This window comes from Candidatus Megaera polyxenophila (assembly GCF_029982035.1).
Lineage (GTDB): Bacteria > Pseudomonadota > Alphaproteobacteria > Rickettsiales > Rickettsiaceae > Megaera > Megaera polyxenophila.
The window spans coordinates 67,942-91,941 of sequence record NZ_CP104167.1 but is presented as its reverse complement, the minus strand read 5'-3'; the positions used below and the strand labels follow the sequence as shown (position 1 = coordinate 91,941).

Here is a 24,000-nt window from a genome sequence, read left to right as displayed (position 1 = left end):
AACCATGAACAAATCAGAATTTATCACCCACATCGCAGACCAACACCAATGTACAAAAGTAGAAGCTGAGAAAGTAATAGACATGTTTACCTCATCGGTAATTGATGCTATGGGACAAGGTAAGGAAATATCCCTTCTTGGCTTCGGTAATTTTACTGTTAGTAAAGTTGCAGCAAGAAACGGACGTAATCCAAGGACTGGGGCGGAGCTAAAAATAGCCGCCTATAATCAACCAAAGTTTAAGGTCGGTCAGAAACTAAAGGATGCAGTAAATCAAAAATAATAATATTTAAGGAGTAATAATATGTTAAAGCAATTCAATTTACTAATGATTTTAAGTGTAAGTGTTTTTCTCTCAGGCTGCGCAGCTGATTCAGGTAATACAAAACTGGCTAAAACTAATAATGAGCAAATCAATTCTGCTTTTGTAAAAGGAAAAACAACGCAGGCGGAAGTTAAAGAAGCATTTGGAGAGCCTAACGATACAGATATAATGAGTGATGGCCAAGTAAAATGGGTATACTCTCATATCAAACGTTCTGCAATGGCTAGAAACTATGTACCTGTTGTAAACTGGTTTTCAGCAGGTACAGATGATACCACTAAAAAATTAGTTCTAATTTTTAAAGATGGTATATTAGTAGATTTTTCTTCATCCACAGCTAAAGGAGAGACCAAAGCTGGAGTTCTTAGCTAACTTCATTTGATAAGCTGGAAGACGATAAGGATTTTTTAATATCCGATATCGTCTTTTTGCTTACGGATAATTCTTTGCTAATCCAATCGTAACTTTTTCCCGCCTTTAAGAAGATCTTTATTCTCTCAGCTTTGTATATACTATTCTTATTTATTTTACCAACAGGTCTACCAAACTTTACTCCATCAAGCCTTGCTTTTTCTATTCCTGCTTTGGTTCTTGATTCAATCATACCTCTTTCTAGTTCTGCAAAAACACCTGCTATCTGAAAGAATGCCCTACCCATAGGAGAAGTAGTATTAACTCTATCCCCTGAATCAAGAGAGACAAGATGTACTTTTTTCTCGTTAAGTGATTCTACAATTTCTATAAGGCCTTTTAATGATCTGGCATTCTATCAATTTTATATACGACGACGATATCACCCTCTCTAAGCAATTCAATCATTGCTTTTAGCTGGGTTCGATTATTATCTTTACCGCTAACTGATTCGCTAAATATTTTCTGACACCCTGCTTTTTCCAATACGTCTTTTTGCAGTTCAATATCTTGAGTTATACTACTGACTCTTGCATATCCAATTTTCATAAGTTACTTCCGTACTATTTAGTCTAAAAAATTTAATTGTACTACGATAGTACAAAGAAGTCTAATACTTTATATTAATAGTATGTAAGTTTTATAATTAAATGGCGTAAATTTTATATAAATAAATGACGGATTTTTTGCCAAAATTAGATGTTTTAATCTTTTCTTAAAGGTGTAACGTTTTCTTCTTTTAATATTTTATATATAGCAGCACGGCTAATATTCATTTCTCTAGCAATTGTAGTAGCTCCATGCCCAGAAAGCTTTAGGCCTAGCAATATATCCCTATTAATAAAGCGCTTACGACCAAATGTAATGCCTTTGAACCTTGCCTCTACTCTACCTTCACTAGTGCGTTCAACTAGCCTGCTTTTTTCTGCTTCTGCTACAGCTGCAAGAATTGTAATTACCATTTTTCCTGTAGCGCCTTCAGTGCTTATGCTGTTCTCAAGAAAACGGATACCTACATTCAATGCGTTAAATTTGTTTATTAGGTTTATCATATCTATAGTGTCCTTTCCCAACCTATCTAATCTTGTGACCAGAATTACGTCCCCATCTTTTACTCTAGCTATTAACCCACCAATTAAATACCCGACTTAGGCGGCATATTTTACTTCTTTCGCCTGAAATAATCTTTTGATATGTTCTGGGTTATTTTGCAGAGTCCTTAGGTAAGATTTTAAATTCCCTTGGAGTTCAGATTTTGTAAGAGGTATATGTTTCCTATTTACATTTCTTTTTAAATCGTTGTTTAAATATTCATCCGGATTATGTTGCGGAGTATACGGAGGCAGAAAAAATAAAGAAATTTTCTTTATGTTTCCGAGTCCATATTTGTACTTTTTTGCTATGATGAACCTTGAGATTATCTAGGATTAAGAAGATTTTTTTCTTGGAGTATTTTACCAACCTCCGTAAAAATTCTATAAATACATTTGTTTTTAGTGTCTCTTCGTACAGCATAAACCTTAGCTTACCGTTATTTGTAACAGTGGATATCATGTTTATACTAAATCTCTTCGATTTATGAATCACAACAGGGGTTTTTCCTTTTAAAGAATAGCTTTGTAATACCTGACACTCTTGTTTTATCCCTACTTCGTCGCACCAATGTATTTCTGCCTTTTCATATTCTGCTTGCTTGGCTATTGACGGATATTCTTCATCTAACCAAAATTGAACCCTTTTGGGTTGCTGCTCATATGCTAACTTCTTTGGCTTTTGTGCAGTATACCCCCATCTTCTTAAATATTCGCCTATTGTACTTAGGGGAAGAAAAAATCCACAATGTTTTTTGATGAGTGCATTAACTGATTTTCTTGACCATAATGCTGATTTGATATTGTGATCTTCTGGTCTAGAGATATTTACGTACCCTTGTATTATTTTACTTTGATCTTCGGTTATAAGCCTTTTCTCTCCTATCTTTCTACCTCTTAACTTCCCACTAATTGCGTACTTGTCGCCTCTCTTTTCCCTCCTTACCCATTCATTTACTGTCTGGCGACTCACTCCTATTAATTCACCTACCGACGATTGACTCTCTCCTCTTTTTACTAGTTTTAGAGCAATCTTTCTCATCGACGCTTGTGCGCTTATTGATAATTTCCTAAAATCTTCACTTTTTGACATTATTGCATTATACAAATTCCTTCCTTCTTGGCAATAGTTATGTCGGGTATTTAATTGGTGGGTTAATAATAATGAATTAATACCAACCTTATTGGCACTACTACTGCCGGTGGCTTTGTCAAAAAATATCCTTGACTCCCTAACTCCCTTAGTTTTTATAGCTTGTTTTTGCGTTTCCAGCGATTGCTGCGAAGATGATACCCGTGCGTAACCAAATAATCTCATTTTCAATGCTTTATAATGTTCAAATATTCGAGTAATACCAAAATAAACTGTTCACTTGTACACTCAATTTATCAGCGGGAGGCAGTACTTGACTGGCATTATATTCCAATAACCAAGCATTCTCTTGCTGCAAGTACTATTTCCTTTGTTATAGTATTTACCATGTTAACTTTCATTATACGCTCAATTTGTTTCAGCAACCTATTGAGCAATCTGAAATTATGCCTTGTAGCTTGCATAATAGCAGCTATAGTCTCATGGTCTGTAAAATCTTTTGGGTCAATATTAATACCAAATTTCGTAAGATAATTGCTCATAATAAATAACATTTCGTCTTTAGATAGCGGCTTAAATTCATGTACAAAGCCCACTCTAGAGTATAATTGGGCATATCTGGATAGTTTCTTTTCCATACCCGGCATTCCTATCAAGATTAACCCGCAGTCTTTCTGGTCATAATAATCTCTGATTTGCTCTAAAGAAGTCAATTTTAACCTATCTGATTCATCAATAATTAATAGCTTGATAAAAGGGTTGGAAAGATGGTTAATATAGTCTTCTATTCTCTTGTGATTGTATTCACTTTCCTGATATTCTTTTTCTTTTACTGATTGACAAAACTTAGCGTCGTATCTAACTTGCTGCACTTTATTTACGCAGGCATTTAATGAACTTAAAATCCTTGAAGGGCTATTTGCAACTTCTGCAGTATAAAAGATTGTATCATGCTCTTTAAGTTCATAAGGTACAGGTTTAGTTGGCTGACTACGTTGATAATCCAATCTGGAATATTCTTCTATTAAACCCCATCTACTATAATATTTAGCTGATAAAGTCTTACCGACACCTGGCGGCCCATAACATAAACCAATATATTTATAACGAATGCAAGCTTCACAAAATTCTCTAAAACGTTTATACTCTTTGGTAACTAAAAATTGGTCTTCACCGTCATCATCAATCGTTTTCATATAATTTTAACTTTGTAATCTTAACAGGAGCCTCTTGTTTTACTATATTTGAGGGGCTTGATTCACCAGAGGCAGTAGGTTGGACGCCTAATAACTGATCTACTAATGATCTGCGCTTAGCAATAACTTCTTTTAATTCTTTTTTTCTTTGGTTGCGTGCATGAATTATATCTTTTAAACTAATAACTTCTCCAGCAAGTTCTTGGCAAATAGCACGACAAAGGAATTTATTTTGATAGAAAACTCTAATCTCTGCTACATCTCTTGGATCATAGCGAATCACGATTGATTCTCCGACATATGCTGCTAATACTGGATCTAGATAACGTAAGCTTTGAAAATAAATGCCATCCTGGTGAATTTTCCTAGGTTTTGCTACAGTTAATAACAATAAATCTAATTTCTCTAAAGATGCAGGAAGTTGTGGTAAAAAACCATTGTGACTCCATCGATCTACAGGTGATTCTTTGGTTATACTATGAGGTTTCTTATGATAATATTTAAGTAAAAAATTTTTCAGTTGAATTTCAAATTGAGTGAGCGTTAATAAAGATTTAGTTTCTATTAGATGATTTTTAGTTATATAGCCAGGTAACCTGCAAAGTAGTTTTTGATTAACTGTATTAAAAAACCGTTCTATCTTGCCACGTCCTCTAGGTTTTCCCACATTTGAGAAAATAAGTTGAACTTTCAAATCTGCACATACCATTTCTATATGTTTAGACGTAAAGTCACTCCCGTGATCAACATATAATTGCTCAGGAATACCGCATATTTGCCATTCAAGTTCACTTTTACTCCATATGGCCTGTCTAAGTGCAAGAGCTGTTTGTAATGCTGAAGGAGCTTCAAAAAAAAGATAATAACCCGCTATTGCTCTGCTATAATCATCTATAATAATAGTTAACCACGGTCTTACTGGCTTACCGTCACTGTCAATTAAATATATGTCTAGTAGTGTATGATCAGCTTGCCAAATTTCATTAGGATGGTTTGCATCGCGTCTATATAATAAATCAAAAGTCTCTTCGTAAATTCTATCGCCTTCTTGCGCTAAAACTATCATGCTTTTTGGTAGGTTATTTATGATTTTGAGAACTGTATTATATTTTATACTTTGTTCATTTAATATTTTTGCGATTTCATTAGCTTTGTCGCATATTGTAGCAATTGATAATTTAGGTTGTTTTAAAGCAAGTCCTTCTATAAAATGTAAGAGCTCTTGAGGTATATTACGATATTTCCCTTTATCAGAACGCTGTTGTTGTTTGAGCCCTTCAAGCCCTTTGATCCTATAATTTTTACACCATCTTTGTAGTGTGCGTAGTGGAATGTTATGAGCAGATGATATACTGCTAATGGATACTCCATCTTCAAAAAAAGGTTGGATAATTTTATACCTAGTATAACTATCTTTGAACATTATTCAATACTTGTAGAATCTTCCTGTACCGAGCTTCGCCCCCCCGGTAAATATCGATACAGAGTAGAAGGATCAACTTTTAATCTTTTAGCGACTTCCTTAACTGTTATTTTCTTATTTCTGAGTAAAGCTTTAGCATCTCTTAAATCTTCAGCTTCTAGAGCTTGCGGTCTTCCTCCTTTTTTTCCCATAGCTTTTGCTGCTTTTAGTCCTGCCATGGTTCTTTCTTTAATTAAAATACGTTCAAATTCAGCTAATGCTCCAAATATATGAAAAACTAATCTTCCACCTGAAGTTGTAGTATCAATGTTTTCAGTAAGTGATTTAAAGCCTATTCCTTTTTTTTCTAATTCCTCAATAGTATCTATTAATTGCCTAAGTGATCTATTAACCCACCAATTAAATACCCGACATAACTATTGCCAAGAAGGAAGGAATTTGTATAATGCAATAATGTCAAAAAGTGAAGATTTTAGGAAATTATCAATAAGCGCACAAGCGTCGATGAGAAAGATTGCTCTAAAACTAGTAAAAAGAGGAGAGAGTCAATCGTCGGTAGGTGAATTAATAGGAGTGAGTCGCCAGACAGTAAATGAATGGGTAAGGAGGGAAAAGAGAGGCGACAAGTACGCAATTAGTGGGAAGTTAAGAGGTAGAAAGATAGGAGAGAAAAGGCTTATAACCGAAGATCAAAGTAAAATAATACAAGGGTACGTAAATATCTCTAGACCAGAAGATCACAATATCAAATCAGCATTATGGTCAAGAAAATCAGTTAATGCACTCATCAAAAAACATTGTGGATTTTTTCTTCCCCTAAGTACAATAGGCGAATATTTAAGAAGATGGGGGTATACTGCACAAAAGCCAAAGAAGTTAGCATATGAGCAGCAACCCAAAAGGGTTCAATTTTGGTTAGATGAAGAATATCCGTCAATAGCCAAGCAAGCAGAATATGAAAAGGCAGAAATACATTGGTGCGACGAAGTAGGGATAAAACAAGAGTGTCAGGTATTACAAAGCTATTCTTTAAAAGGAAAAACCCCTGTTGTGATTCATAAATCGAAGAGATTTAGTATAAACATGATATCCACTGTTACAAATAACGGTAAGCTAAGGTTTATGCTGTACGAAGAGACACTAAAAACAAATGTATTTATAGAATTTTTACGGAGGTTGGTAAAATACTCCAAGAAAAAAATCTTCTTAATCCTAGATAATCTCAAGGTTCATCATAGCAAAAAAGTACAAATATGGACTCGGAAACATAAAAAGAAAATTTCTTTATTTTTTCTGCCTCCGTATACTCCGCAACATAATCCGGATGAATATTTAAACAACGATTTAAAAAGAAATGTAAATAGGAAACATATACCTCTTACAAAATCTGAACTCCAAGGGAATTTAAAATCTTACCTAAGGACTCTGCAAAATAACCCAGAACATATCAAAAGATTATTTCAGGCGAAAGAAGTAAAATATGCCGCCTAAGTCGGGTATTTAATTGGTGGGTTAATAGCTAACCTATCAAGTTTCCATACTACTAAAGTATCATCTTCATTAGTACGCATATATTCTAATGCTGCTTTTAATTCAGGGCGATCACGTTGTGCCCCTGAAGCTTTTTCTGTAAATATTTTTTTACATCCTGCTGCTTGTAGAGCATTTATTTGTAATTCTAAGTTTTGTTCCTGTGTTGAAACTCTGGCATATCCTATTAACATTTTCTCTATTTTTTTTCTTATAACTCATTAGCTACTATACATTTTAAGAGACTTTATTTCAAGAGATAGTTTTAAGATGAAAATTGAGCAATTTAGCAAAAAATTTTCAATTTTTTTATCTACAATAAGTATCTCTTTAAAACGAGGGTTTTTAAGAGGTAATAAGGTTATGGTTTTTGACAATATTAAATTAGTATACACTAATTTATATTAGTGACATAAATTAAATAATATGGTACAATTCTTTATATTATTAACTAATATATAATAAGGTCATATGAAAGCTATAAGGACAAAATTAGGAAAAGGTGGAAGGGTAATAATTCCTACAGCTTTTCGTCAAAATCTACACCTAGAAACCGGAGATGACATTATATTGCATATGGAAGATAATCTATTATACCTTACTACAGCAGAGCAAACTTTACAGAAATTACAAAAAAAGGTAAGGAATTATATAAAAACCACTGATCGGAATATTTCGCTTGTTGACGAATTAATAACTATGAGACGAAACGAGGCTAAATATGAATAATAAAGTCATACTAGATGCTTCTGCTTTATTAGCCCTTATTCAAGAAGAAACCGGTGCAGAAATCATAAAACCATTGTTAAAATTTTCTGTTATGTCTGCTGTAAATGTTACGGAAACTCTAAGCGTATTACAGCGAACAAATATTTCTCCAGAAGAAGGACGTACCCTAATTACGGATATTATTACAACTATTGTGCCTTTTGACTTAGAACAAGCTGAACAAGTAGCGAAGCTACATCCTCTTGTTCAACCTCAAGGCCTTTCTTTAGCTGATCGCGCTTGTATTGCTTTGGGGATGAAATTACAGATTCCAATTTATACTGCTGATAAAATATGGGGCGAACTGCAAATAGATAATGCTAATATTAAATTGATTCGTTAGCTTCTCATATTTATAAAAATAGTATTATCCAAATATCCTTATGTGCCATTTATTTATATAAAATTTACGCCATTTAATTATAAAACTTACAATAGTACTACTATTGTTTTCTACTGTGGTAGTACAGTAATAGGTGACTTTTGTTGTACTATATAATGTACATATTTTTATATATTAATAATTATTAAGTTTAATAACTAATTAGTTACACTACTGTTGTATTATTTATTTTAATAATTTAATTAATAATGTATTTGTTTATTATTTAATTATTAAGTAGTTTATTTTAATTACTATTGACTTTATGTATTATTAAATATATACATTATTAAATGCAATAAAACAATAATTATGAAAATAATTAAATTAGTTAGTATATGGAATCCCAAAGGGGGACAAGGTAAAAGTACACTTGCAATTAACCTTGCAGCTGCTTCGGTAGAGTTAGGATTAAAACCTCTCATTATTTGTCAAGACCCCCAAGGAACTTCCCTGTTATATTATAAATCAGGCAACTTACCTTTTGAGGTTGTTGATAGCGTACCCACTGATCGCCCTGACGCAGATATAGTCATATTCGATCATCAGGCTAGCGATTGGGAAGTACCTAAAAACCATTTAATCGTAATGCCATTGAAACCTGCAAGAGATCAGTATGCTACTTACATTGATGCTTATAGAAGAGCTGAGCTGTTAGGCAAAAAAATCATTACTGTAGTAACTGATGGACAGGAACATCGAGCTAACGAAAAAGATACTATTGATTATTTAAAAAGCAAAGGGGCTTGTGTTATTCCATCTAGTGGGGTATTTAGCCGTGCCGCTAGTGAATATATAACAATCTTTGATCAAAAGATGAATAAAGCTTACAAAATAAGGGAACGTAGAATGGAAATTAATAAAATTCTAGCCGCAATATTAATTGAAAATGAGGAAACAAAAAATGATAACTAATAACTGGATAGATGAAGAGAACGCAAGAGCAACCGAATTAGTAAAGACAGGTAATACTACAAACAGTAGAGCCCCGCTATTAATAAAAAATACAAAACAACCGACTCCAATTCGTCGTATTAGAAGTATCTATATTCAAGAATCGCACGGCTTGGCTTTTGACAAACTAGTATTTGAACAGAAAATAACAAAAGGGAAAAAAGCTCCAGAGCTAATGGAAGAAGCAATTGAGTTATTAATTGAAAAGTATAGCTCAAAAGAATAAGTAAGGAATTTTTCGCATAGTTAACATAAAAACTTATCATGAACAAAATATAAAAATGCAGAACTTTGTAGATATACCAGATGAACATAAAATTGAAGCAAAACCTAATAAATCATTTCCAGTCCCACTAAATGAATATGAATTATCATTACTGCAACAAGTCTCTCAAAATCTAGATAAGTCACAAAGATATACATCAAGGATGATCTTAGTTAGAGCACTGGAAATTGAATTAAAAAGATATAAATTAAATTTGACGCCATATTTTTCAACTGCCCAAAATATAAAAATCCAAACCTTTGTAGATATACCAGATAAACATAAAATTGAAGCAAAACCTAATAAATCATTTCCAGTACCGCTGAATGAATATGAATTATCATTACTGCAGCAAGTATCTCAAAATTTAGATAAGTCACAAAGATATACATCAAGGATGATCTTAGTTAAAGCACTGGAAATTAACTTAAAAAGATATAATTTTGATAGGAGCTTAGTTAAAGCACTCATTGATGACCTTATTCCGTTTTAGTTTTTAAGTGATTAAATAGAAAAAATAGCATGAACATAAATAAAATTAAAAAACCATTAAAACCTCTTGTTTTGAAATTCCTTAAAGTCGTCATGTTATTGGTATGCCTGACTGGTTTTATTAAAACAGATGTTACAGCAGAAAAAGTTGCTTTTATAGTTTTCAGCGGGATGTTTTTTATCCTTTTATGGAGCGACCTTATCCATAAGCAATTTGTACAAAACAAAACCTTATACACGAAAATAGCTAAAAATGTTTCTATAGCCGTAACACTTGCAGTCTGGTTACCCATGATAACTATATTATTTTGGGACAAGGATATGGATTTATAGTCCCTTTGGTGGTGAAAACCTCCATCTTCCAGATGGAAAAGCTTTAGCTTGTCTAATGCGCCATGATGCGGTAGCATCATAAGTCTATGACTTACTATAACAAAAGATCACATTCAGTTTTTTATCATCGTTATCATATAGTATGGATAACGAAATATCGCTATAAGGTACTTACTTACGACATAAAAAAACGTGTTCGGGAACTAGTGTTACAGGTAGCTGAGGAAATGAGTATAAAGATAGAAAATGGCGTTGTATCAAGCGACCATGTCCATATATTTGCAAATATTCCTCCGCATATTAAAATTAGTGAATTTGTTCAGAAAGCTAAGGGAAGATCATCTAAAAGAATACAGGAAGAATTTCCGATACTAAAAAAGAAATACTGGGGTAGACATTTATGGGGCAGAGGATACTTCAGTTCAACTAGCGGTAATGTTACAGATGATATGATTAACGAATATATCAACAAACACACTGACGCTCATGAGACCGACTTTACTTCAAATATTAGGCTAGAATGAGCTTTAGCTTGATAAGCGACTTCTAGTCGCAAAGATCAAACTTTCATCTCTCAGATGAAAGTGGTTGATAGTCCCTTTGGTGGTGAAAACCTCCATCTTCCAGATGGAAAAGCTTTAGCTTGTCTAATGCGCCATGATGCGGTAGCATCATAAGTCTATGACTTACTATAACAAAAGATCACATTCAGTTTTTTATCATCGTTATCATATAGTATGGATAACGAAATATCGCTATAAGGTACTTACTTACGACATAAAAAAACGTGTTCGGGAACTAGTGTTACAGGTAGCTGAGGAAATGAGTATAAAGATAGAAAATGGCGTTGTATCAAGCGACCATGTCCATATATTTGCAAATATTCCTCCGCATATTAAAATTAGTGAATTTGTTCAGAAAGCTAAGGGAAGATCATCTAAAAGAATACAGGAAGAATTTCCGATACTAAAAAAGAAATACTGGGGTAGACATTTATGGGGCAGAGGATACTTCAGTTCAACTAGCGGTAATGTTACAGATGATATGATTAACGAATATATCAACAAACACACTGACGCTCATGAGACCGACTTTACTTCAAATATTAGGCTAGAATGAGCTTTAGCTTGATAAGCGACTTCTAGTCGCAAAGATCAAACTTTCATCTCTCAGATGAAAGTGGTTGATTGAAAATAACAGGCGCTGTGAACGATAGTTTGCGAGGGTTATTTGTTCATGTATTCGGAGCATTTATAATAATAGGACTTTTTTTTAGTGAAATATTTTTTCTAAAAACATGTAAGCTAAGTTTTAGTTATCCCACAACATTTAATTTTATCATTACCGCAGGCTTGATTCTGTTATATATCATTTGTAATGAGCTAAAAGTTTTAGATGGTGCTGCAAATCTTTTTTTAACATTTAGCATATATATCTCTTTAGTAGCAAGCGGTTTAGGTATGTTTATATTAGTAATAACCTTATTTATTTTAAGTGTTGTAAAAACTATGACGGCAAAAACTATGAATTTAAAAAATTAATCAATTAATCTAAATAGGTAATATTATTATGGAAGCCATAAATACTCAAACAAAGAACATCAAAAAACCTCAAGAACCAATATCATACATAGAAACCCTAGGTGGGATATTGTTGCTGGTTTTTGTATCTTCTATTTTTTCATTTCTTCCAACCCCTCTATTAATAATATTATCAATGGTATTAATATTTTTGACTATTATTCTATTTATAGGGTTTATAGAGCTACTAATCAGCAAAGATCGTATAACAATTATAATCCAAAATCTTTTATTATTACTAGTTATGTGCGGAATTACCACTTGGTACATAGTTTCTATTGTCAATACCGGTTATTATACTGTAAAACCAGAAGAAATCACCTTTGTAGGAAATCCAGACAATCATAATGAAATCAAGGACTTATCTGCTGGAGATCACTTTCTTCCATTATCAAAAAATTTACTACGTAACTTATATACTTTTCCTCAAAAGGAAACTTATAATTGGAAATTAAGTATTAGACCGGATAAGGATACCTTACTAAATAGTCAACAGCAATCCGAATATTTTTTTTACATCGATCTAATTTTTGATATTACTTTAACAAAAGATAAAGCTTTGGAATTGCTAATAACTCACAAATCAGACTTAGAAACACTTGTAAAAAAGTAGTCCAACCTAATATACAAAACTCTCTTAATCAATTAAGTCAAACACTCAGCTTAAGTAATTTTTCTAATCAAAAAGAACAAATTGAAAAAGAAATCACTAATATCGTGAATAAAGAATTGAATTCTGCAAGGCTATCTGACCATGCTATTTTGTGGTTAAAATTAGGAGATTTAAATATTTACCAACGAAAGCCGTAAATATCCATGGGGATATAAGGCCAGTTTAAATTGACCGAATATAACTATCGCGCATTAGAAAACCTGTTGTTAAAGTTCAACTTTCAGTATATAATACGCAGTGTTTAATTATAGAATATATTTATGAATTTAAGTTTTAAGATGCAAATACTTTTATCAAAATATTTGCCATTCCCCCCTTTTTGGATTTGCCTTATAGGAGGATTACTATTTGTTAATAATATTTTAGAATACCATATATTAAACAATTTTAATGCCAGCTTACTCTATGCCTTAATTTTGTTGAACATCCTTGCCGTCTTTCTTCTGAAATACAAGAAATATGAACTAAAAATCAGTAAGGAAGAATGGCAGGAAATTTGTACCTTTCTTAAAAGAAAATTCCCTCAATATAATTTCGATGATGATTTTTACTGCACGGAAGTTTCTGACCAGAATAATAACTTCAAATACACCGAACTTTTCTTGAAGCTTGGTAGTGATTATCGAGTAGTAGTTGAAGAGTTTAAAATTAGTGAATTTAAATCATTTCACGAGATTTTAAAGATTTTTAAATAAATATTATATATAATATACAGAAACATGTATTGTATAGTATTGTAGTATATTGCAAAGTGTGGTAATGTTAGGTACATTATATAAAAATTATTTATGAAAACAATAGCAGTAACAGGAGATAAAGGTGGAGTAGGTAAATCTACTGTCGCTGGGTTGTTGGCGCAGTGGTTTGAATTCAAAAATTATACTGTAAATATTCTAGATGCTGACCCTAATAGAACTATTTATACATGGTTAGAAAAATGTAAAGGCAATAATTATGACTTTTGTAATACAAAAGAGCCAAATCTGTTGGTTATAGACACGGCTGGTACCGCTGGATCTAGCCTTATAAGGTATGTAAGAGAAGCAGACATTATTGTTGTTCCATTTCAACCACATATTGCTGATTTGGAAATTGTTATTGGATGGTTTTTATCAATTAATGAATCTTTACAAATAAAGAGTTATTTTTATTCCTAATAGGAAAGAAGGAACTAATGAACAAAAAGAAGGCATCTCACAAGTATCAAAAATTATAAAAGAACAAGGAAGAGGAATTTTACTAAATGGACTAAGTAATAGACCAGCGGTATACCCCACTTTACTTAACGCTCTTTTAGAGAACTATTTTATTACATTGAAAGATAAAAAAGTATTTGATGAAATTAATAATGATTTTTCAGTTATACATGAATTATTATACGGTAAAAATTAGTGGAAATACTATCCGCAAAAAACAAGTCTCTAGAAAAATCTCCAAAAATAGGTTTATCCAGCAATACTGAGAATATTAATAATAAAAAAAATTGTATTATCTCACTACGTATCAACACATTACTATACAATACCTTACATAACTATTTATCAGCTATGCATAATGTATCTGACTATACGTTTAGTTCTATATCAGATGTATTGAGGTATATTATAGTACAAATAGAAGAAAATGGATTTAGTACTGATCAAATAATTAACGATAAAGAAACAGATTACACAGAAATAATTGTTAGAGTTACCCACAAGCAAAAACAATTTTGGCAAGGTTTACCTAATAGAAATAGAAGAAAAATAATGGAAAAAGCAATTTTAGCATTTACAAAAAACAAATCATAATAATATTATACATTACATTACGTTACATATAATTATTTTATCCCTTCTGTTTATTCTAAACTTAAGCTGGTAATTTTAGATACTTTTTTGTATAATCGTTGCTAAAGTTTATTGCTTTATTATATCATAATGTATAGTAATACACAAAGATACTTATTATAACAGATTTACTGGATATTAAATTTTTGTTAAAATTTCTTTTATATTTGAAATAGTTATAGTTCTTCCTTTAGCTAACCACCACGCCTTAGTAACCTCAAATAAAAACGTATCAAGGTCATATTGATTCAGTTGATTTTTAGGTCTAAGTAACCTAGTTATTAGCTCAGTTTCTACTTCAATAAATTTATTACCATTACTTAACAAGTAAACACTTTGCTCGATTATCCTACCAAAGATAACGTTATCTTTATATAGACCTACAAATCCTTGGCTCTTTACTGTAGTAATATTTGATATCGGTGATAATATATCAAGTATTGTATTAACAAATTCTTCTTGTACCATAAATTAATTGGTTTATTTTTATTAAAATATTTTCAAGATAAGCCACCTATCGGTGGCAGCTTAAAAGAAGATACCCTTGACCGATAAATATTTATGGAGGATTATAATACTGGTATTTGATTTGTTTTAACTTGAGTTATAAAGACTGAATGTTAGACATACATAAGATAATATATAATTGAGTTATGAGTAACTTGCACTCTGAGCAGCATTTGGTCAATGAATTAGCGGTAAAAACTCTTAAGGCCATTTCTAAAGAGCAAGCAATTCCTTACAGCAGGATCAAAAGATTTTTTCCGAAGGAGATAAGGAAATAGCCAAGGCTTTCTGGATAATGTTGCGAAAAATATCTCCCAATCATAAGTATAATTCTGTTTACTATTGCCCTGATTGTAAAGAATTTGATTTAGAACGCAAAGGAAGAAAGATTCCTTGGTAAGAAAACATTAACTATAAGTAATTTATGGAAATAGTCGGTAAAGGAATATCTATAAAACATATTTTTCTAGACCGTGGTAATTGGTCTCGATTTCGCTAAAAAATACGGCAAGCTAAGATACGGCATTATTTTCAACGTCACTAAAGTTATATCGTGTGGAACGAAATATTTAGGATTTAAACGTTATAGCTGCCGTGATTGTAACCGCAATAAATCGGTAGCATTCAGCTGTAAAGGTAGGTTTTGTTCTCGTTGTGGTAAGAAACAAACGGATCAATGGGTGAGTAAGGCTAGCAATGTTCTACCAAAAACACGATGGCAGCACATTACATTTACAATGCCGGACTCTTTATGGCCGATATTTTGGCTCAATCGTGATCTGTTTGGATTGATTTCCGGTATTGCAGCAGGAATTATTAAGGAGATAGCTACAAAGAAGATCTTGTGGTTGGTATATTTACTGCCTTACACACTTTCGGTAGAGATTTAAAACGCAATGTTCATATCCATTTATCGGTTACTTGCGGCGGTATAAATAGCAAAGGCAAGTGGCAAAAATTATTTTTTCCTGCCGAACCTATTAAAAAAATGTGGAGACATAGAGTCCTTGAGTTATTTCGCTTTCAATATATCTCAAGTAATTTGAAGTTGCCGTCCGCATATCAAAATGCTGAGAATTTTAATAACTGGATGAGTAGTTTATACGAAATCAGTTGGTATGTTTATTTACAAAAACCATCGGATGATCATAAACGCAACATAGAATATTTAGGGCGGTATATAAAACGCCCCCTATTTCCGAGACAAGAATAGAAAATTACGACGGAAAGCAGGTAACGTTTAAATTTCTTGATCACTATAATAATACAATTGATCGCATAACTATGCCCGTGATGCAGTTCATAGCTAGTCTGATTATGCATATACCAGATCGTTATTTTCGAATGATTAGGTATTACGGTTTTTTATCTAATAGAACTAGGGGCGTACAATTACCTATCGTATATAAGGCAATTAATCAAATCGTTCATAAGAAAACTAAGCTCATTAGTTGGAGATTAATGATTTGGTTGAATTTTAAAATAGATCCTCTGTTTTGCTATAATTGCAATAAATGTATGAATCTGCGGCAAGTTTATTACGGTTTATCTCCGCCATTGTTATTAATAAGAACCAATGAATTATTATCAACGCCTAGATAACATCATTATGGCGAACACTTCTTTCACGTCTTGGCCACATAATTTGTAAAACTGAACCTATTTTTAGATAGATTCTGGCAGAGATTTTTGTAAAAGTGTTGATAATTTCTAATATTGTGGCTGGTAACTACATATTTATTAAACGAATTTTTAAAAAGCTGATTGATGATTTTTCTGGTTGCAAATTTTGAATTTCCTATACTATTAAATAATCCACCGCGACCAAATAATTCAGATGGATCTGCTTTTGATAGTAATTCTTCGACTAATTTAGTATTTATATCTACTTCTTTTTCTGCTAATTTTTTAGCCATTTTTTCCTCTGTGTTTAAGTTGCTTTTTTATAGTATTTTCTACTATACCCTTTTGCAACTTACACAAACTATATTACAGACTCATTAAAACAAAGGAGATTAAATCTCAACTACTCCACTTAAATTCTACCCTCAAATTTTATCAAAAAATGGGCCATAGCTTCTCCCCAATTTTGAATAGGCATACTCCCATTCCTGCTGTTCTCCGTTTCTCCTCTACCATACCTGCTATAGCCAAGATGCTCGTCCATTTCTGCTTTTAAAGCCCTTTCAAATAGATTTTTTGTAAGCTCTTTTAACATCCCGTCTTTAGCAAAAAAACTTGTTAAATCTGTGTCTTTATCTATTAACAAATCTACCGCTTGCTTTATTTTTTCTTGATCGCTCTTACTCATGTTATTTCTCTAATAAATTATATTAACAATACTTAAATTCCTAAAAACCACCCAAATAATCACTCTAATGTCGGATTTGGCCTCTACTTGTCATAATACCCAATTATCATGTTTTTTAATTCTGACCTTACCTTTTTGTTTGGTATATAGAGTCTCATACTTTTTCAATTGTAAAAAAAGAGTAGTTTATCCCAGCTTCCTAATATTCGCTAGACCACCTTCACCGTGGCATTACTTTTAAATCTAAGTAAGTCTGATTGTACTTTGTTCATACCTCTCTGAACTTTCATGTACTAGCATACTAATCTGGTATTTTGTACTGATCTAATCCGATCTAATATCATCAATTCCTCGTAAAGTTGAGGTAATACCGAGTGTGTTTGCGTTCGCCTATTTTGTATAATACTCCCTTCTGTACTAAATCAACTAAATCCCTTGTAGTTGTAGGTTGGGTAGCTTTAGTTATACTTATATAATTATTTGCACTTAAACCACCTTGAAAACCCTCGTGCCCTGCTTCAAATATTCTAAGTAATGCCTTCTTCTGACGGCTATTAAGCTCTCCTTCTAGCCTATTTAATATTTTTGCTTTTTCTATCAAAAACTCTATTGCTTTTTGAGTATAAGCTAGTGCTTCTAATATAGTATTTGCAAAATATATAAGCCATTCTGTAATTTCATTATTTTTATTTGCTCTTTCTAAAGCATCATAGTACCGCTTTTTATACTTGTTGATAATTGTAGATAAAGCTAATAGTGTGGGTTGCCTTAATCCTTGCGCAAGCACTTTTTCTGATAAAACCCTACCAATACGGCCATTGCCATCCTCAAAGGGATGTATAGATTCAAAATAAAGGTGTGTGATCCCAGCTCTAGTTAGAGTTGGAACAGTTTTTCTAAATCTATTTTGTGATTCATTAAACCATTCAATAAAAATCTCCATTTCATTTTTTACCCTTTCAGATGGAGGGGCTTCAAAATGTATTGTAGGCTCTCCAATACGGCCAGAAATAACCTGCATTGGCTCTTCACCCCCTCTGTAACAACCTATATATTCTAAGTCGTTTCTATGGCCCAATAATTTACTATGCCAATCATATAATTTTTCATGAGTGAGAGCTGTATTGTAAGTCTTGTATAAATCAATCATTAAAGCTGCGATACCATTTTCTTCAGGCTTAATTTTACTGGTATCTACCTGAAGCCCAAAATAACGTCTAATAGATGATTGCAAGCTACTTCTATCTAAATATTCACCTTCTATTTCTGATGTTTTGAGAGCTTCATTACTAATAAGCTCGACCTTCAACCATTCTTTATCTTCGCTAGTTAAATGCTTATATGCTCCAAATAATATTCCCGACTGATGTAATAGCTGTTGTTCAAGCTCTAAAAGCTTTGTTGTATCATATGAAAAACTAGGCCAATCCTTCTGCTGCCAATTCCATTTCATGATCAATAGATTCTTTTTTTATTAATCACTTTAACATAAGATTATGATTAATAACAGAGGTTTTTATAGTGTTACACAAGTTAAATTCGCTGATCTATTGGGTATAAAACTTGTTACTTATCAAAAATGGGAGCAAGGTGTAAGAAACCCTTCCAGTCCTTCTGCTTTTTCTCCTATGCTTCCGACGGCACGCCAGCAGCATATTCGGCATCAGGTGATTTTACTAAGGCCCTAGCGTGAAGTAACGCTGCATTTACTTCTTCTCCTTCATCATCTGATTGCTCTGCCAATAGTGCTTGTGAACTATCCATTTCTCTTGATAATATCTTACTAATTAGACTCCTCGCAAATAGTTCGTGGTATACGCTTGCTATATTAGAAATAATTTCAATCACAATCTCTGCTTTATTACCCTTTACATTGTTAAATTCAAAATTCTGACTTTTAAAACCTTCGTATCTAGCTAGTCTCTTAAATTATCATAATGTTGTCTAATTCTCGATCAAAGCTAGGCCAACCAGTGCCAGAATAGAACTTATCTTTACTGCTAAACAATCCTATACCACAATTTCTACAAAGATAAGCTCCATCTTTCAGAAGTTGCTGTGTAGCAAGTTTCTGTCCCCTTATGGATTATAATTTTCTTTTCTTCTGTAGTTAAGCTGCTAGTTTTTATCATTTTTGTACTGTTTTTGTTGTTTTAAAAAAACTTTTGGATTTTGCTCTGCAAGAGTTAGTAGAGATACTGCAGAAGTACAAGGATTACGATGCCCAATTTCCCAGTTTCTATAAGTATCATAAGATATATCTAGTAATATGGAAAAAGCTACTTGTGTTAAACCATATGAGGCTCTAATAGACTTAATCCTCTTAGGACTCATTTCTTTAGCTTGATCTAATAATTCATCTGTTTCCTTTTCTAGCCATTTATGCATCTTTAATTTTTGGTAATGTTTAAGGTGGCCCAATTTGTCTAGACTAAAAATCAGAAATTATGAGATATAATTTGCGTTATAATATTAGCCAATAATTTTTGTTAAATACACCTGTTCTGGAGTTAAATATTCCAAGGATTGGTGCATCCTTTTACTATTATAAAAAGTTATGTAATCTGTTATAGCATTTTTTACCTCCTTGACAGTATTTAAAATTATCAAATATATTTTTTCTTGTTTTAATGAACGCCAAAATCTTTCAATAAATACATTATCTAAAGCCCTACCTTTACCGTCCATGCTAATCTTGATTTCACGTTTAACAAGTTCGTAGATGAAATTTTTTGACGTAAATTGAGAACCTTGATCGGTATTAAAAACCTCAGGTTGACCGTGCTTTTCTAGGGCTTCTTCTAGTGCGTCGATGCAAAAATCACTTTCTAAGCTAATAGAAACCTTCCAGCTCAGAATATAACGGCTAAACCAATCAATAATGGCTACTAGATATACAAATCCTTGTGCCATTCTAATATAAGTTATATCGGTGCTCCATACCTGATTTGTCTTAGTAATTTCAACGCCTTTTAAAAGATAAGGATATACCTTATGAGCTTGGTTGCGCTTGCTTAAATTCATTTTAGGATAAATGGCTTCTATTGACATTATTCCGTAATAACGACTTACCGCTTTGCGACCAATAACAATTCCAAACGGTACAAGATGCTTGGACATTCTTCTGGCCCCGAAATACGGATGCTCTGTATAGATTTCATCAATTACTTTCATTATTTCTAAGTCTCTTGTAGTTATTCCTTTTGCCTTGTAATAATAAGTAGATTTATTAATTAAAAGTAGATCGCATTGCCTAACAATGCTTAGATTTATACAATTATTATCAATCATACTTTTCCTAGTTTCCAAGTCCAAACAATGTAGATTTTTTTTTCAGCCAGTCACGCTCAACGCTTAACTGTCCTATTTGTTCATATAATTGTTTTATCAAATCTTGATTGTCTGGATCTTTTGTTGCCGGCTTAACTTGAAAACCACTAACTAAATTTTCTATACCTCTTTTTTTCCATGCTTGTATTTGAGTTGCATGAACCCCGTACTTACTGCTTATTTGTGCTATTGTCATTTCAGCTTTTATTGCTTCTATAACAATTTTTGTTTTTTCCGTCGCACTATATTGCTTCGCTTTTTTAGACATATAATTTCCATTTCCTTGTTGTGAAATTATATCTCATTCTTCATTTTTAGCAGTCCAGTTTTTGGGTACCATTATAGTTTTTTCTCTGTTAGTACTACGTCAATGACGTAATACTACTATAATAAAAATACATTTAATCTAACTAATTAACAAGCTATTAAAAAATTCTTATAAAAATTATTTACATCCAAACACGGTATCTTTTATCTTAGCAGTGACATTTAGACATGGGTAGTACATCAAGGGGATTTTCGATGATTAAGTTAAAAAAGCATAACCAAAATAGGTTAAAATTGCTTTTTTGTTTTTTAGAATTAGTATGAATGCAATATAGATGGTATAATACTACTATATTTTAATTAAATTGTTTTGTATTTTTGATTATGGCATTATCGAAGTTTCTTGATCCTAAAAATGATGTGGCTTTTCGGAAAGTCTTTGGTTCTGAACAGCATAAGGATATAGTCATTCATTTTATTAACGATATTCTTGAACTTAAAGACAACGATCAAATAGAAAATGTTGAGTTTTTATCACCTATTCAAAACCCAGAAATTGCCTCTAAGAAACAAAGTATAGTAGATGTACTTTGTAAGGCAAAGAATGGTATACAAATCATAGTAGAGATGGTGCGACCTGAAAGGTCTATGGTGTATTGTTCAAGTGGCGAAGAATTCATAGAATATACAAAAAGAAGAATACTTAGCCTCATTGAACCTGCTGTTTTGCCAGTTGAGCCTACCGATCGGCGCAAACCGGGTAACTAGTTTGTGCTAAGCGATCGGAACAATGCTACCCACTAACATTAGTAAATCACAAAAGAAGTGAGAAACTGCAAGCATCGTGCGGTTTGGGGGCTAGGCTAGTGGTAAGGTGAACAAAAGTGAAGTTCTAAAAAGCGTCGTAACGATTGAATAAGCTAAAGATGCTGATAAGCTTAAACCAAAAGGTGCGTGGCGAGGATACGTCTTTCATTTCGAGGCGTACGCAAACGTAAAAGCCACCGGCGTAGAGGAAACACCTAACCCACTGATGTATACCATAGGCAACAGGGTAAGCCTGTATTTTGTCCTTGCAAGGTTTTGCTAGGTAGGCTGACAGTAATGAAAGCTGAAAAGGTGTAGGTAAAGGAGGATGGAAAAAGCGAATGCTATTTTGTAATGAGATAGATAGAGTTTGAACAAAAACAATGTAACATTAACTCATACGAAAGTAGGCAGACTTCCATTAGGTTCCGAATGACAAGAGAGTTTGTAAAACTTAATTAAATAAGGAAAGCAGATGATTACACCAGAAAATGATGTAAGTGCGCCTATCAACAATCATGAGGCATGGAACCACATTAAGTGGAACAAATGCAACGAAGTTGTTTTTAAGCTACAAAGGCGTATTGTCAAGGCAGTAAAAGAAAACAGATGGGATAAGGTCAAAGTTCTACAACGTCTGTTAACAAGATCTTTTAGCGGCAAAGCCTTAGCTGTTAAAAGGGTCACTGAGAATCAAGGCAAAACAACTGCGGGAGTTGACGGCCAGGTGTGGTTCACTCCTAACATGAAACTTCAAGGAATCAAGCAGTTAAAGCAAAGGGGATATAGACCAAAACCACTCAAAAGAGTTTATGTTGGTAAGAAAGACGGTACAAAGCGACCTCTTGGAATACCCACGATACGAGATAGAGCGATGCAGGCATTGTATCTACAAGCCTTAGATCCTGTCTCAGAAACGATAAGTGATAAGCATTCTTATGGGTTTCGACCTAAAAGATCTTGCGCGGATGCCATCCAAGCATGTTATTTGTTATTAGCAAGAGGGGGTAGACCAAGCTGGATTCTAGAAGGAGATATCAAAGGATGCTTTGATAACATAAGCCATGAATGGTTGATGAAAAATATCCCTATGGAGAAAAATATTCTCCATAGTTGGTTAGATGCTGGAATCTTGGAATCAAAAACACTCTATCCAACAACGGCAGGCACGCCACAAGGTAGCGTGTTGTCTCCATTGTTAGCCAATATGACCCTAAATGGTATTGAGAAGATGCTAGAAAGGGAATTTGGTAAACTAGGAAGTCGAAAAAGGGCAAAAAATGGAGTACATATGATAAGGTATGCAGATGACTTTATAATTTCTGGAAAGACAAAAGAAATTCTGGAAAACGATGTAAAACCACTCATATCAAAATTCTTGCAAGAGAGGTCGTTAGAGCTATCAAGCAAGAAAACCAGGATTACAAGTATTAATGACGGATTTGATTTCCTTGGTCATAATATACGTAAATACAACGGAAAATATATTACAAAACCATCTAAAGATAGTATTTGTAAATTACTTCTAAATTTACGTAAGCTAATAAAGGACAACATATCAAACACACAATTGATAATAATTAAGCTCCTGAACCCTAAGCTCAGGGGGTGGTCAAATTATTATAGATATGTATGCGCGAAAAAGACCTTTAGTAAGGTTGACCATGAAGTTTGGTGTGCGCTATGGAGGTGGGCAAAACGAAGGCATCCCTATAAAAGTGTGAAGTGGGTAAAGGATCGCTACTTCACAACGACCAGTAGGTCATGGGTGTTTGCAACTCACACAAATAGCAACGAGAGAGTGTCTTTACTCAAGATGAGTGATACACCTATAAGACGTCATACAAAAATCAGGGCAGATGCCAATCCATATGATCCTGATTGGAAGATATATTTTGAAAAAAGAATAAGTCATACAAAGAAAATGATAAGTTTTATATCAAAAGAAAATCATGTATTACCCCAGTTCGGGATAAGGATTGCATAAAAAGAAAATTTCTTTATTTTTTCTGCCTCCGTATACTCCGCAACATAATCCGGATGAATATTTAAACAACGATTTAAAAAGAAATGTAAATAGGAAACATATACCTCTTACAAAATCTGAACTCCAAGGGAATTTAAAATCTTACCTAAGGACTCTGCAAAATAACCCAGAACATATCAAAAGATTATTTCAGGCGAAAGAAGTAAAATATGCCGCCTAAGTCGGGTATTTAATTGGTGGGTTAATAATTTTTTAGTAATGCCAGGATTTTCTTTAATAATATTAAATTCTTCAGTTGTTTTTATTTTATTGAGAAACTCTTTTTTTTTCTTCTCCTCTATTATGTAAAATACATGCAATTATATCTATTTCTCGATATGTAAATTTTATACCCTCTATTAAATTTAATTCTTTGTTATATATTTCTTTTTTTTGTATTGAAACCT

32 protein-coding genes and 6 pseudogenes are annotated in these 24,000 nt (G+C 32.8%); 22 read left to right on the top strand and 16 right to left on the bottom strand.

The window, feature by feature from the left end; genetic code table 11:
- Positions 1–4: 4 nt before the first annotated feature.
- A complete protein-coding gene (locus N3Z16_RS09680; RefSeq protein ID WP_282487004.1) occupies positions 5–283 on the top strand; it encodes an HU family DNA-binding protein in 279 nt (92 codons plus the stop codon).
- A gap of 21 nt (positions 284–304) precedes the next feature.
- Positions 305–697: a hypothetical protein gene (locus N3Z16_RS09675; protein WP_282487003.1), complete on the top strand. Its 393-nt coding sequence runs from the start codon at positions 305–307 to the stop codon at positions 695–697.
- Here N3Z16_RS09675 and N3Z16_RS09670 read toward each other — a convergent pair.
- The 6 genes and pseudogenes from N3Z16_RS09670 to N3Z16_RS09645 all read right to left on the bottom strand — a co-directional run.
- Positions 690–1,285 (bottom strand): annotated as a pseudogene (locus N3Z16_RS09670) (recombinase family protein). The gene N3Z16_RS09675 and the pseudogene N3Z16_RS09670 overlap by 8 nt on opposite strands.
- Before the next feature lie 155 nt (positions 1,286–1,440).
- Positions 1,441–1,860, bottom strand: a complete 420-nt coding sequence (locus N3Z16_RS09665; protein ID WP_282487208.1) for a recombinase family protein — start codon at positions 1,858–1,860, stop codon at positions 1,441–1,443.
- 196 nt (positions 1,861–2,056) lie between these two features.
- Positions 2,057–3,145 carry an IS630 family transposase gene (locus N3Z16_RS09660; RefSeq protein ID WP_282487002.1) on the bottom strand — a complete coding sequence of 363 codons (1,089 nt, stop codon included), beginning with the start codon at positions 3,143–3,145 and terminating at the stop codon, positions 2,057–2,059.
- A 98-nt stretch (positions 3,146–3,243) separates the two neighbouring features.
- Positions 3,244–4,116 carry an AAA family ATPase gene (locus N3Z16_RS09655; RefSeq protein ID WP_282487000.1) on the bottom strand — a complete coding sequence of 291 codons (873 nt, stop codon included), beginning with the start codon at positions 4,114–4,116 and terminating at the stop codon, positions 3,244–3,246.
- Positions 4,103–5,539 carry a Mu transposase C-terminal domain-containing protein gene (locus N3Z16_RS09650; RefSeq protein WP_282487091.1) on the bottom strand — a complete coding sequence of 479 codons (1,437 nt, stop codon included), beginning with the start codon at positions 5,537–5,539 and terminating at the stop codon, positions 4,103–4,105. Before N3Z16_RS09650 ends, N3Z16_RS09655 begins: the two co-directional genes overlap by 14 nt.
- A pseudogene (locus tag N3Z16_RS09645) lies at positions 5,539–5,925 on the bottom strand (recombinase family protein); the annotation flags it as partial. The gene N3Z16_RS09650 and the pseudogene N3Z16_RS09645, both read right to left, overlap by 1 nt.
- Between N3Z16_RS09645 and N3Z16_RS09640 the strand changes: the two are divergent.
- Entirely contained in the window at positions 5,846–7,030 is a 1,185-nt protein-coding gene (locus tag N3Z16_RS09640; RefSeq protein ID WP_341850349.1) for an IS630 family transposase, read from the top strand. The pseudogene N3Z16_RS09645 and the gene N3Z16_RS09640 sit on opposite strands and share 80 nt — an antisense overlap.
- 26 nt (positions 7,031–7,056) lie before the next feature.
- Here N3Z16_RS09640 and N3Z16_RS09635 read toward each other — a convergent pair.
- Positions 7,057–7,263 (bottom strand): annotated as a pseudogene (locus N3Z16_RS09635) (recombinase family protein); the annotation flags it as partial.
- A gap of 277 nt (positions 7,264–7,540) precedes the next feature.
- On the opposite strand from N3Z16_RS09635, the gene N3Z16_RS09630 reads away from it, so the two are divergent.
- From N3Z16_RS09630 to N3Z16_RS09610, 5 genes are all read left to right on the top strand, one after another.
- Entirely contained in the window at positions 7,541–7,798 is a 258-nt protein-coding gene (locus N3Z16_RS09630) for an AbrB/MazE/SpoVT family DNA-binding domain-containing protein (protein WP_282487199.1), read from the top strand.
- A complete protein-coding gene (locus tag N3Z16_RS09625) occupies positions 7,791–8,180 on the top strand; it encodes a type II toxin-antitoxin system VapC family toxin (RefSeq protein WP_282487198.1) in 390 nt (129 codons plus the stop codon). Before N3Z16_RS09630 ends, N3Z16_RS09625 begins: the two co-directional genes overlap by 8 nt.
- Positions 8,181–8,531: 351 nt before the next feature.
- Complete coding sequence (locus N3Z16_RS09620) at positions 8,532–9,134, top strand: ParA family protein (protein ID WP_282487197.1); 603 nt, start codon at positions 8,532–8,534, stop codon at positions 9,132–9,134.
- A complete protein-coding gene (locus N3Z16_RS09615) occupies positions 9,124–9,399 on the top strand; it encodes a hypothetical protein (RefSeq protein ID WP_282487196.1) in 276 nt (91 codons plus the stop codon). Before N3Z16_RS09620 ends, N3Z16_RS09615 begins: the two co-directional genes overlap by 11 nt.
- Before the next feature lie 55 nt (positions 9,400–9,454).
- Entirely contained in the window at positions 9,455–9,931 is a 477-nt protein-coding gene (locus N3Z16_RS09610; protein WP_282487194.1) for a hypothetical protein, read from the top strand.
- Here N3Z16_RS09610 and N3Z16_RS09605 read toward each other — a convergent pair.
- Positions 9,918–10,343, bottom strand: coding sequence for a hypothetical protein (locus N3Z16_RS09605; RefSeq protein ID WP_282487193.1), 426 nt, complete (start codon positions 10,341–10,343; stop codon positions 9,918–9,920). The two genes, N3Z16_RS09610 and N3Z16_RS09605, sit on opposite strands and share 14 nt — an antisense overlap.
- A gap of 6 nt (positions 10,344–10,349) precedes the next feature.
- On the opposite strand from N3Z16_RS09605, the gene tnpA (N3Z16_RS09600) reads away from it, so the two are divergent.
- The 7 genes from tnpA (N3Z16_RS09600) to N3Z16_RS09570 all read left to right on the top strand — a co-directional run bounded on the left by tnpA (N3Z16_RS09600) (position 10,350) and on the right by N3Z16_RS09570 (position 14,306).
- A complete protein-coding gene (gene tnpA, locus N3Z16_RS09600; RefSeq protein ID WP_282485546.1) occupies positions 10,350–10,787 on the top strand; it encodes an IS200/IS605 family transposase in 438 nt (145 codons plus the stop codon).
- A 157-nt stretch (positions 10,788–10,944) separates the two neighbouring features.
- Positions 10,945–11,382, top strand: a complete 438-nt coding sequence (gene tnpA, locus N3Z16_RS09595) for an IS200/IS605 family transposase (protein WP_282485546.1) — start codon at positions 10,945–10,947, stop codon at positions 11,380–11,382.
- A 68-nt stretch (positions 11,383–11,450) separates the two neighbouring features.
- Positions 11,451–11,804, top strand: coding sequence for a hypothetical protein (locus N3Z16_RS09590; RefSeq protein WP_282487191.1), 354 nt, complete (start codon positions 11,451–11,453; stop codon positions 11,802–11,804).
- 28 nt (positions 11,805–11,832) lie between these two features.
- On the top strand, positions 11,833–12,456 hold the full coding sequence (locus N3Z16_RS09585; protein ID WP_282487190.1) for a hypothetical protein: 624 nt from the start codon (positions 11,833–11,835) through the stop codon (positions 12,454–12,456).
- Between the two features lie 320 nt (positions 12,457–12,776).
- Positions 12,777–13,211: a hypothetical protein gene (locus N3Z16_RS09580; RefSeq protein ID WP_282487189.1), complete on the top strand. Its 435-nt coding sequence runs from the start codon at positions 12,777–12,779 to the stop codon at positions 13,209–13,211.
- A 93-nt stretch (positions 13,212–13,304) separates the two neighbouring features.
- On the top strand, positions 13,305–13,673 hold the full coding sequence (locus tag N3Z16_RS09575) for a ParA family protein (protein WP_282487188.1): 369 nt from the start codon (positions 13,305–13,307) through the stop codon (positions 13,671–13,673).
- A 234-nt stretch (positions 13,674–13,907) separates the two neighbouring features.
- Positions 13,908–14,306, top strand: a complete 399-nt coding sequence (locus tag N3Z16_RS09570) for a hypothetical protein (protein WP_282487187.1) — start codon at positions 13,908–13,910, stop codon at positions 14,304–14,306.
- A 177-nt stretch (positions 14,307–14,483) separates the two neighbouring features.
- Here the strand turns inward: N3Z16_RS09570 and N3Z16_RS09565 are convergent, their stop codons facing one another.
- On the bottom strand, positions 14,484–14,813 hold the full coding sequence (locus N3Z16_RS09565; protein WP_282487185.1) for a hypothetical protein: 330 nt from the start codon (positions 14,811–14,813) through the stop codon (positions 14,484–14,486).
- A gap of 185 nt (positions 14,814–14,998) precedes the next feature.
- Between N3Z16_RS09565 and N3Z16_RS09560 the strand changes: the two genes are divergently transcribed.
- The 3 genes and pseudogenes from N3Z16_RS09560 to N3Z16_RS11520 all read left to right on the top strand — a co-directional run bounded on the left by N3Z16_RS09560 (position 14,999) and on the right by N3Z16_RS11520 (position 16,454).
- Positions 14,999–15,130 (top strand): hypothetical protein, encoded by a 132-nt coding sequence (locus N3Z16_RS09560; RefSeq protein ID WP_282486222.1) that lies wholly within the window; start codon positions 14,999–15,001, stop codon positions 15,128–15,130.
- A 195-nt stretch (positions 15,131–15,325) separates the two neighbouring features.
- On the top strand, positions 15,326–15,742 hold the full coding sequence (locus N3Z16_RS09555) for a transposase zinc-binding domain-containing protein (RefSeq protein WP_282487184.1): 417 nt from the start codon (positions 15,326–15,328) through the stop codon (positions 15,740–15,742).
- Positions 15,697–16,454, top strand: a pseudogene (locus N3Z16_RS11520) (IS91 family transposase). Before N3Z16_RS09555 ends, N3Z16_RS11520 begins: the two are co-directional and overlap by 46 nt.
- Before the next feature lie 23 nt (positions 16,455–16,477).
- On the opposite strand, the gene N3Z16_RS09545 reads toward N3Z16_RS11520, so the two are convergent.
- The 3 genes from N3Z16_RS09545 to N3Z16_RS09535 form a co-directional block, all read right to left on the bottom strand.
- Complete coding sequence (locus N3Z16_RS09545; protein WP_282487182.1) at positions 16,478–16,768, bottom strand: hypothetical protein; 291 nt, start codon at positions 16,766–16,768, stop codon at positions 16,478–16,480.
- A 119-nt stretch (positions 16,769–16,887) separates the two neighbouring features.
- The gene (locus tag N3Z16_RS09540; RefSeq protein ID WP_410519648.1) at positions 16,888–17,163 is read right to left on the bottom strand and encodes a transposase; all 276 of its coding nucleotides are present in this window, start codon (positions 17,161–17,163) and stop codon (positions 16,888–16,890) included.
- A gap of 343 nt (positions 17,164–17,506) precedes the next feature.
- The gene (locus N3Z16_RS09535) at positions 17,507–18,616 is read right to left on the bottom strand and encodes a Fic family protein (protein WP_282487180.1); all 1,110 of its coding nucleotides are present in this window, start codon (positions 18,614–18,616) and stop codon (positions 17,507–17,509) included.
- A 43-nt stretch (positions 18,617–18,659) separates the two neighbouring features.
- Here N3Z16_RS09535 and N3Z16_RS11515 point away from each other — a divergent pair.
- Positions 18,660–18,761 (top strand): annotated as a pseudogene (locus N3Z16_RS11515) (helix-turn-helix domain-containing protein); the annotation flags it as partial.
- 326 nt (positions 18,762–19,087) lie between these two features.
- Here the strand turns inward: N3Z16_RS11515 and N3Z16_RS09530 are convergent.
- The 4 genes from N3Z16_RS09530 to N3Z16_RS09515 all read right to left on the bottom strand — a co-directional run bounded on the left by N3Z16_RS09530 (position 19,088) and on the right by N3Z16_RS09515 (position 20,761).
- A complete protein-coding gene (locus N3Z16_RS09530; RefSeq protein ID WP_282487207.1) occupies positions 19,088–19,213 on the bottom strand; it encodes a peptide-methionine (R)-S-oxide reductase in 126 nt (41 codons plus the stop codon).
- Positions 19,214–19,281: 68 nt separating this feature from the next.
- Positions 19,282–19,584, bottom strand: coding sequence for a helix-turn-helix domain-containing protein (locus tag N3Z16_RS09525; RefSeq protein WP_282487178.1), 303 nt, complete (start codon positions 19,582–19,584; stop codon positions 19,282–19,284).
- 51 nt (positions 19,585–19,635) lie between these two features.
- Positions 19,636–20,454, bottom strand: a complete 819-nt coding sequence (locus N3Z16_RS09520; RefSeq protein WP_282485683.1) for an IS3 family transposase — start codon at positions 20,452–20,454, stop codon at positions 19,636–19,638.
- Between the two features lie 7 nt (positions 20,455–20,461).
- On the bottom strand, positions 20,462–20,761 hold the full coding sequence (locus N3Z16_RS09515) for a transposase (protein ID WP_282485684.1): 300 nt from the start codon (positions 20,759–20,761) through the stop codon (positions 20,462–20,464).
- Between the two features lie 383 nt (positions 20,762–21,144).
- Between N3Z16_RS09515 and N3Z16_RS12110 the strand changes: the two are divergent.
- The 3 genes and pseudogenes from N3Z16_RS12110 to N3Z16_RS09500 all read left to right on the top strand — a co-directional run.
- A pseudogene (locus N3Z16_RS12110) lies at positions 21,145–21,390 on the top strand (PD-(D/E)XK nuclease family transposase); the annotation flags it as partial.
- A gap of 652 nt (positions 21,391–22,042) precedes the next feature.
- Positions 22,043–23,554 (top strand): group II intron reverse transcriptase/maturase, encoded by a 1,512-nt coding sequence (ltrA, locus tag N3Z16_RS09505; protein WP_282487177.1) that lies wholly within the window; start codon positions 22,043–22,045, stop codon positions 23,552–23,554.
- Positions 23,547–23,774, top strand: a complete 228-nt coding sequence (locus N3Z16_RS09500) for a transposase (protein ID WP_282487176.1) — start codon at positions 23,547–23,549, stop codon at positions 23,772–23,774. The genes ltrA and N3Z16_RS09500 overlap by 8 nt, the downstream gene beginning before the upstream one ends.
- Positions 23,775–24,000 lie beyond the last annotated feature (226 nt).

What these genes read in the sequence shown, in the direction of transcription:
- N3Z16_RS09675 (WP_282487003.1), top strand. Translation starts at nt 305, where the DNA reads ATGTTAAAGCAATTCAATTTACTAATGATTTTAAGTGTAAGTGTTTTT.
- N3Z16_RS09625 (WP_282487198.1), top strand. Translation starts at nt 7,791, where the DNA reads ATGAATAATAAAGTCATACTAGATGCTTCTGCTTTATTAGCCCTTATT.
- tnpA (WP_282485546.1), top strand. Translation starts at nt 10,350, where the DNA reads ATGACTTACTATAACAAAAGATCACATTCAGTTTTTTATCATCGTTAT.
- N3Z16_RS09640 (WP_341850349.1), top strand. Translation starts at nt 5,846, where the DNA reads ATGTTTTCAGTAAGTGATTTAAAGCCTATTCCTTTTTTTTCTAATTCC.
- N3Z16_RS09575 (WP_282487188.1), top strand. Translation starts at nt 13,305, where the DNA reads ATGAAAACAATAGCAGTAACAGGAGATAAAGGTGGAGTAGGTAAATCT.
- N3Z16_RS09535 (WP_282487180.1), bottom strand. Translation starts at nt 18,616, where the DNA reads ATGAAATGGAATTGGCAGCAGAAGGATTGGCCTAGTTTTTCATATGAT.
- N3Z16_RS09610 (WP_282487194.1), top strand. Translation starts at nt 9,455, where the DNA reads ATGCAGAACTTTGTAGATATACCAGATGAACATAAAATTGAAGCAAAA.
- N3Z16_RS09540 (WP_410519648.1), bottom strand. Translation starts at nt 17,163, where the DNA reads ATGAGTAAGAGCGATCAAGAAAAAATAAAGCAAGCGGTAGATTTGTTA.
- N3Z16_RS09605 (WP_282487193.1), bottom strand. Translation starts at nt 10,343, where the DNA reads ATGATGCTACCGCATCATGGCGCATTAGACAAGCTAAAGCTTTTCCAT.
- N3Z16_RS09655 (WP_282487000.1), bottom strand. Translation starts at nt 4,116, where the DNA reads ATGAAAACGATTGATGATGACGGTGAAGACCAATTTTTAGTTACCAAA.
- ltrA (WP_282487177.1), top strand. Translation starts at nt 22,043, where the DNA reads ATGATTACACCAGAAAATGATGTAAGTGCGCCTATCAACAATCATGAG.
- tnpA (WP_282485546.1), top strand. Translation starts at nt 10,945, where the DNA reads ATGACTTACTATAACAAAAGATCACATTCAGTTTTTTATCATCGTTAT.
- N3Z16_RS09630 (WP_282487199.1), top strand. Translation starts at nt 7,541, where the DNA reads ATGAAAGCTATAAGGACAAAATTAGGAAAAGGTGGAAGGGTAATAATT.
- N3Z16_RS09565 (WP_282487185.1), bottom strand. Translation starts at nt 14,813, where the DNA reads ATGGTACAAGAAGAATTTGTTAATACAATACTTGATATATTATCACCG.
- N3Z16_RS09515 (WP_282485684.1), bottom strand. Translation starts at nt 20,761, where the DNA reads ATGTCTAAAAAAGCGAAGCAATATAGTGCGACGGAAAAAACAAAAATT.
- N3Z16_RS09680 (WP_282487004.1), top strand. Translation starts at nt 5, where the DNA reads ATGAACAAATCAGAATTTATCACCCACATCGCAGACCAACACCAATGT.
- N3Z16_RS09660 (WP_282487002.1), bottom strand. Translation starts at nt 3,145, where the DNA reads ATGAGATTATTTGGTTACGCACGGGTATCATCTTCGCAGCAATCGCTG.
- N3Z16_RS09580 (WP_282487189.1), top strand. Translation starts at nt 12,777, where the DNA reads ATGAATTTAAGTTTTAAGATGCAAATACTTTTATCAAAATATTTGCCA.
- N3Z16_RS09560 (WP_282486222.1), top strand. Translation starts at nt 14,999, where the DNA reads ATGAGTAACTTGCACTCTGAGCAGCATTTGGTCAATGAATTAGCGGTA.
- N3Z16_RS09545 (WP_282487182.1), bottom strand. Translation starts at nt 16,768, where the DNA reads ATGGCTAAAAAATTAGCAGAAAAAGAAGTAGATATAAATACTAAATTA.
- N3Z16_RS09650 (WP_282487091.1), bottom strand. Translation starts at nt 5,539, where the DNA reads ATGTTCAAAGATAGTTATACTAGGTATAAAATTATCCAACCTTTTTTT.
- N3Z16_RS09620 (WP_282487197.1), top strand. Translation starts at nt 8,532, where the DNA reads ATGAAAATAATTAAATTAGTTAGTATATGGAATCCCAAAGGGGGACAA.
- N3Z16_RS09520 (WP_282485683.1), bottom strand. Translation starts at nt 20,454, where the DNA reads ATGATTGATAATAATTGTATAAATCTAAGCATTGTTAGGCAATGCGAT.
- N3Z16_RS09615 (WP_282487196.1), top strand. Translation starts at nt 9,124, where the DNA reads ATGATAACTAATAACTGGATAGATGAAGAGAACGCAAGAGCAACCGAA.
- N3Z16_RS09585 (WP_282487190.1), top strand. Translation starts at nt 11,833, where the DNA reads ATGGAAGCCATAAATACTCAAACAAAGAACATCAAAAAACCTCAAGAA.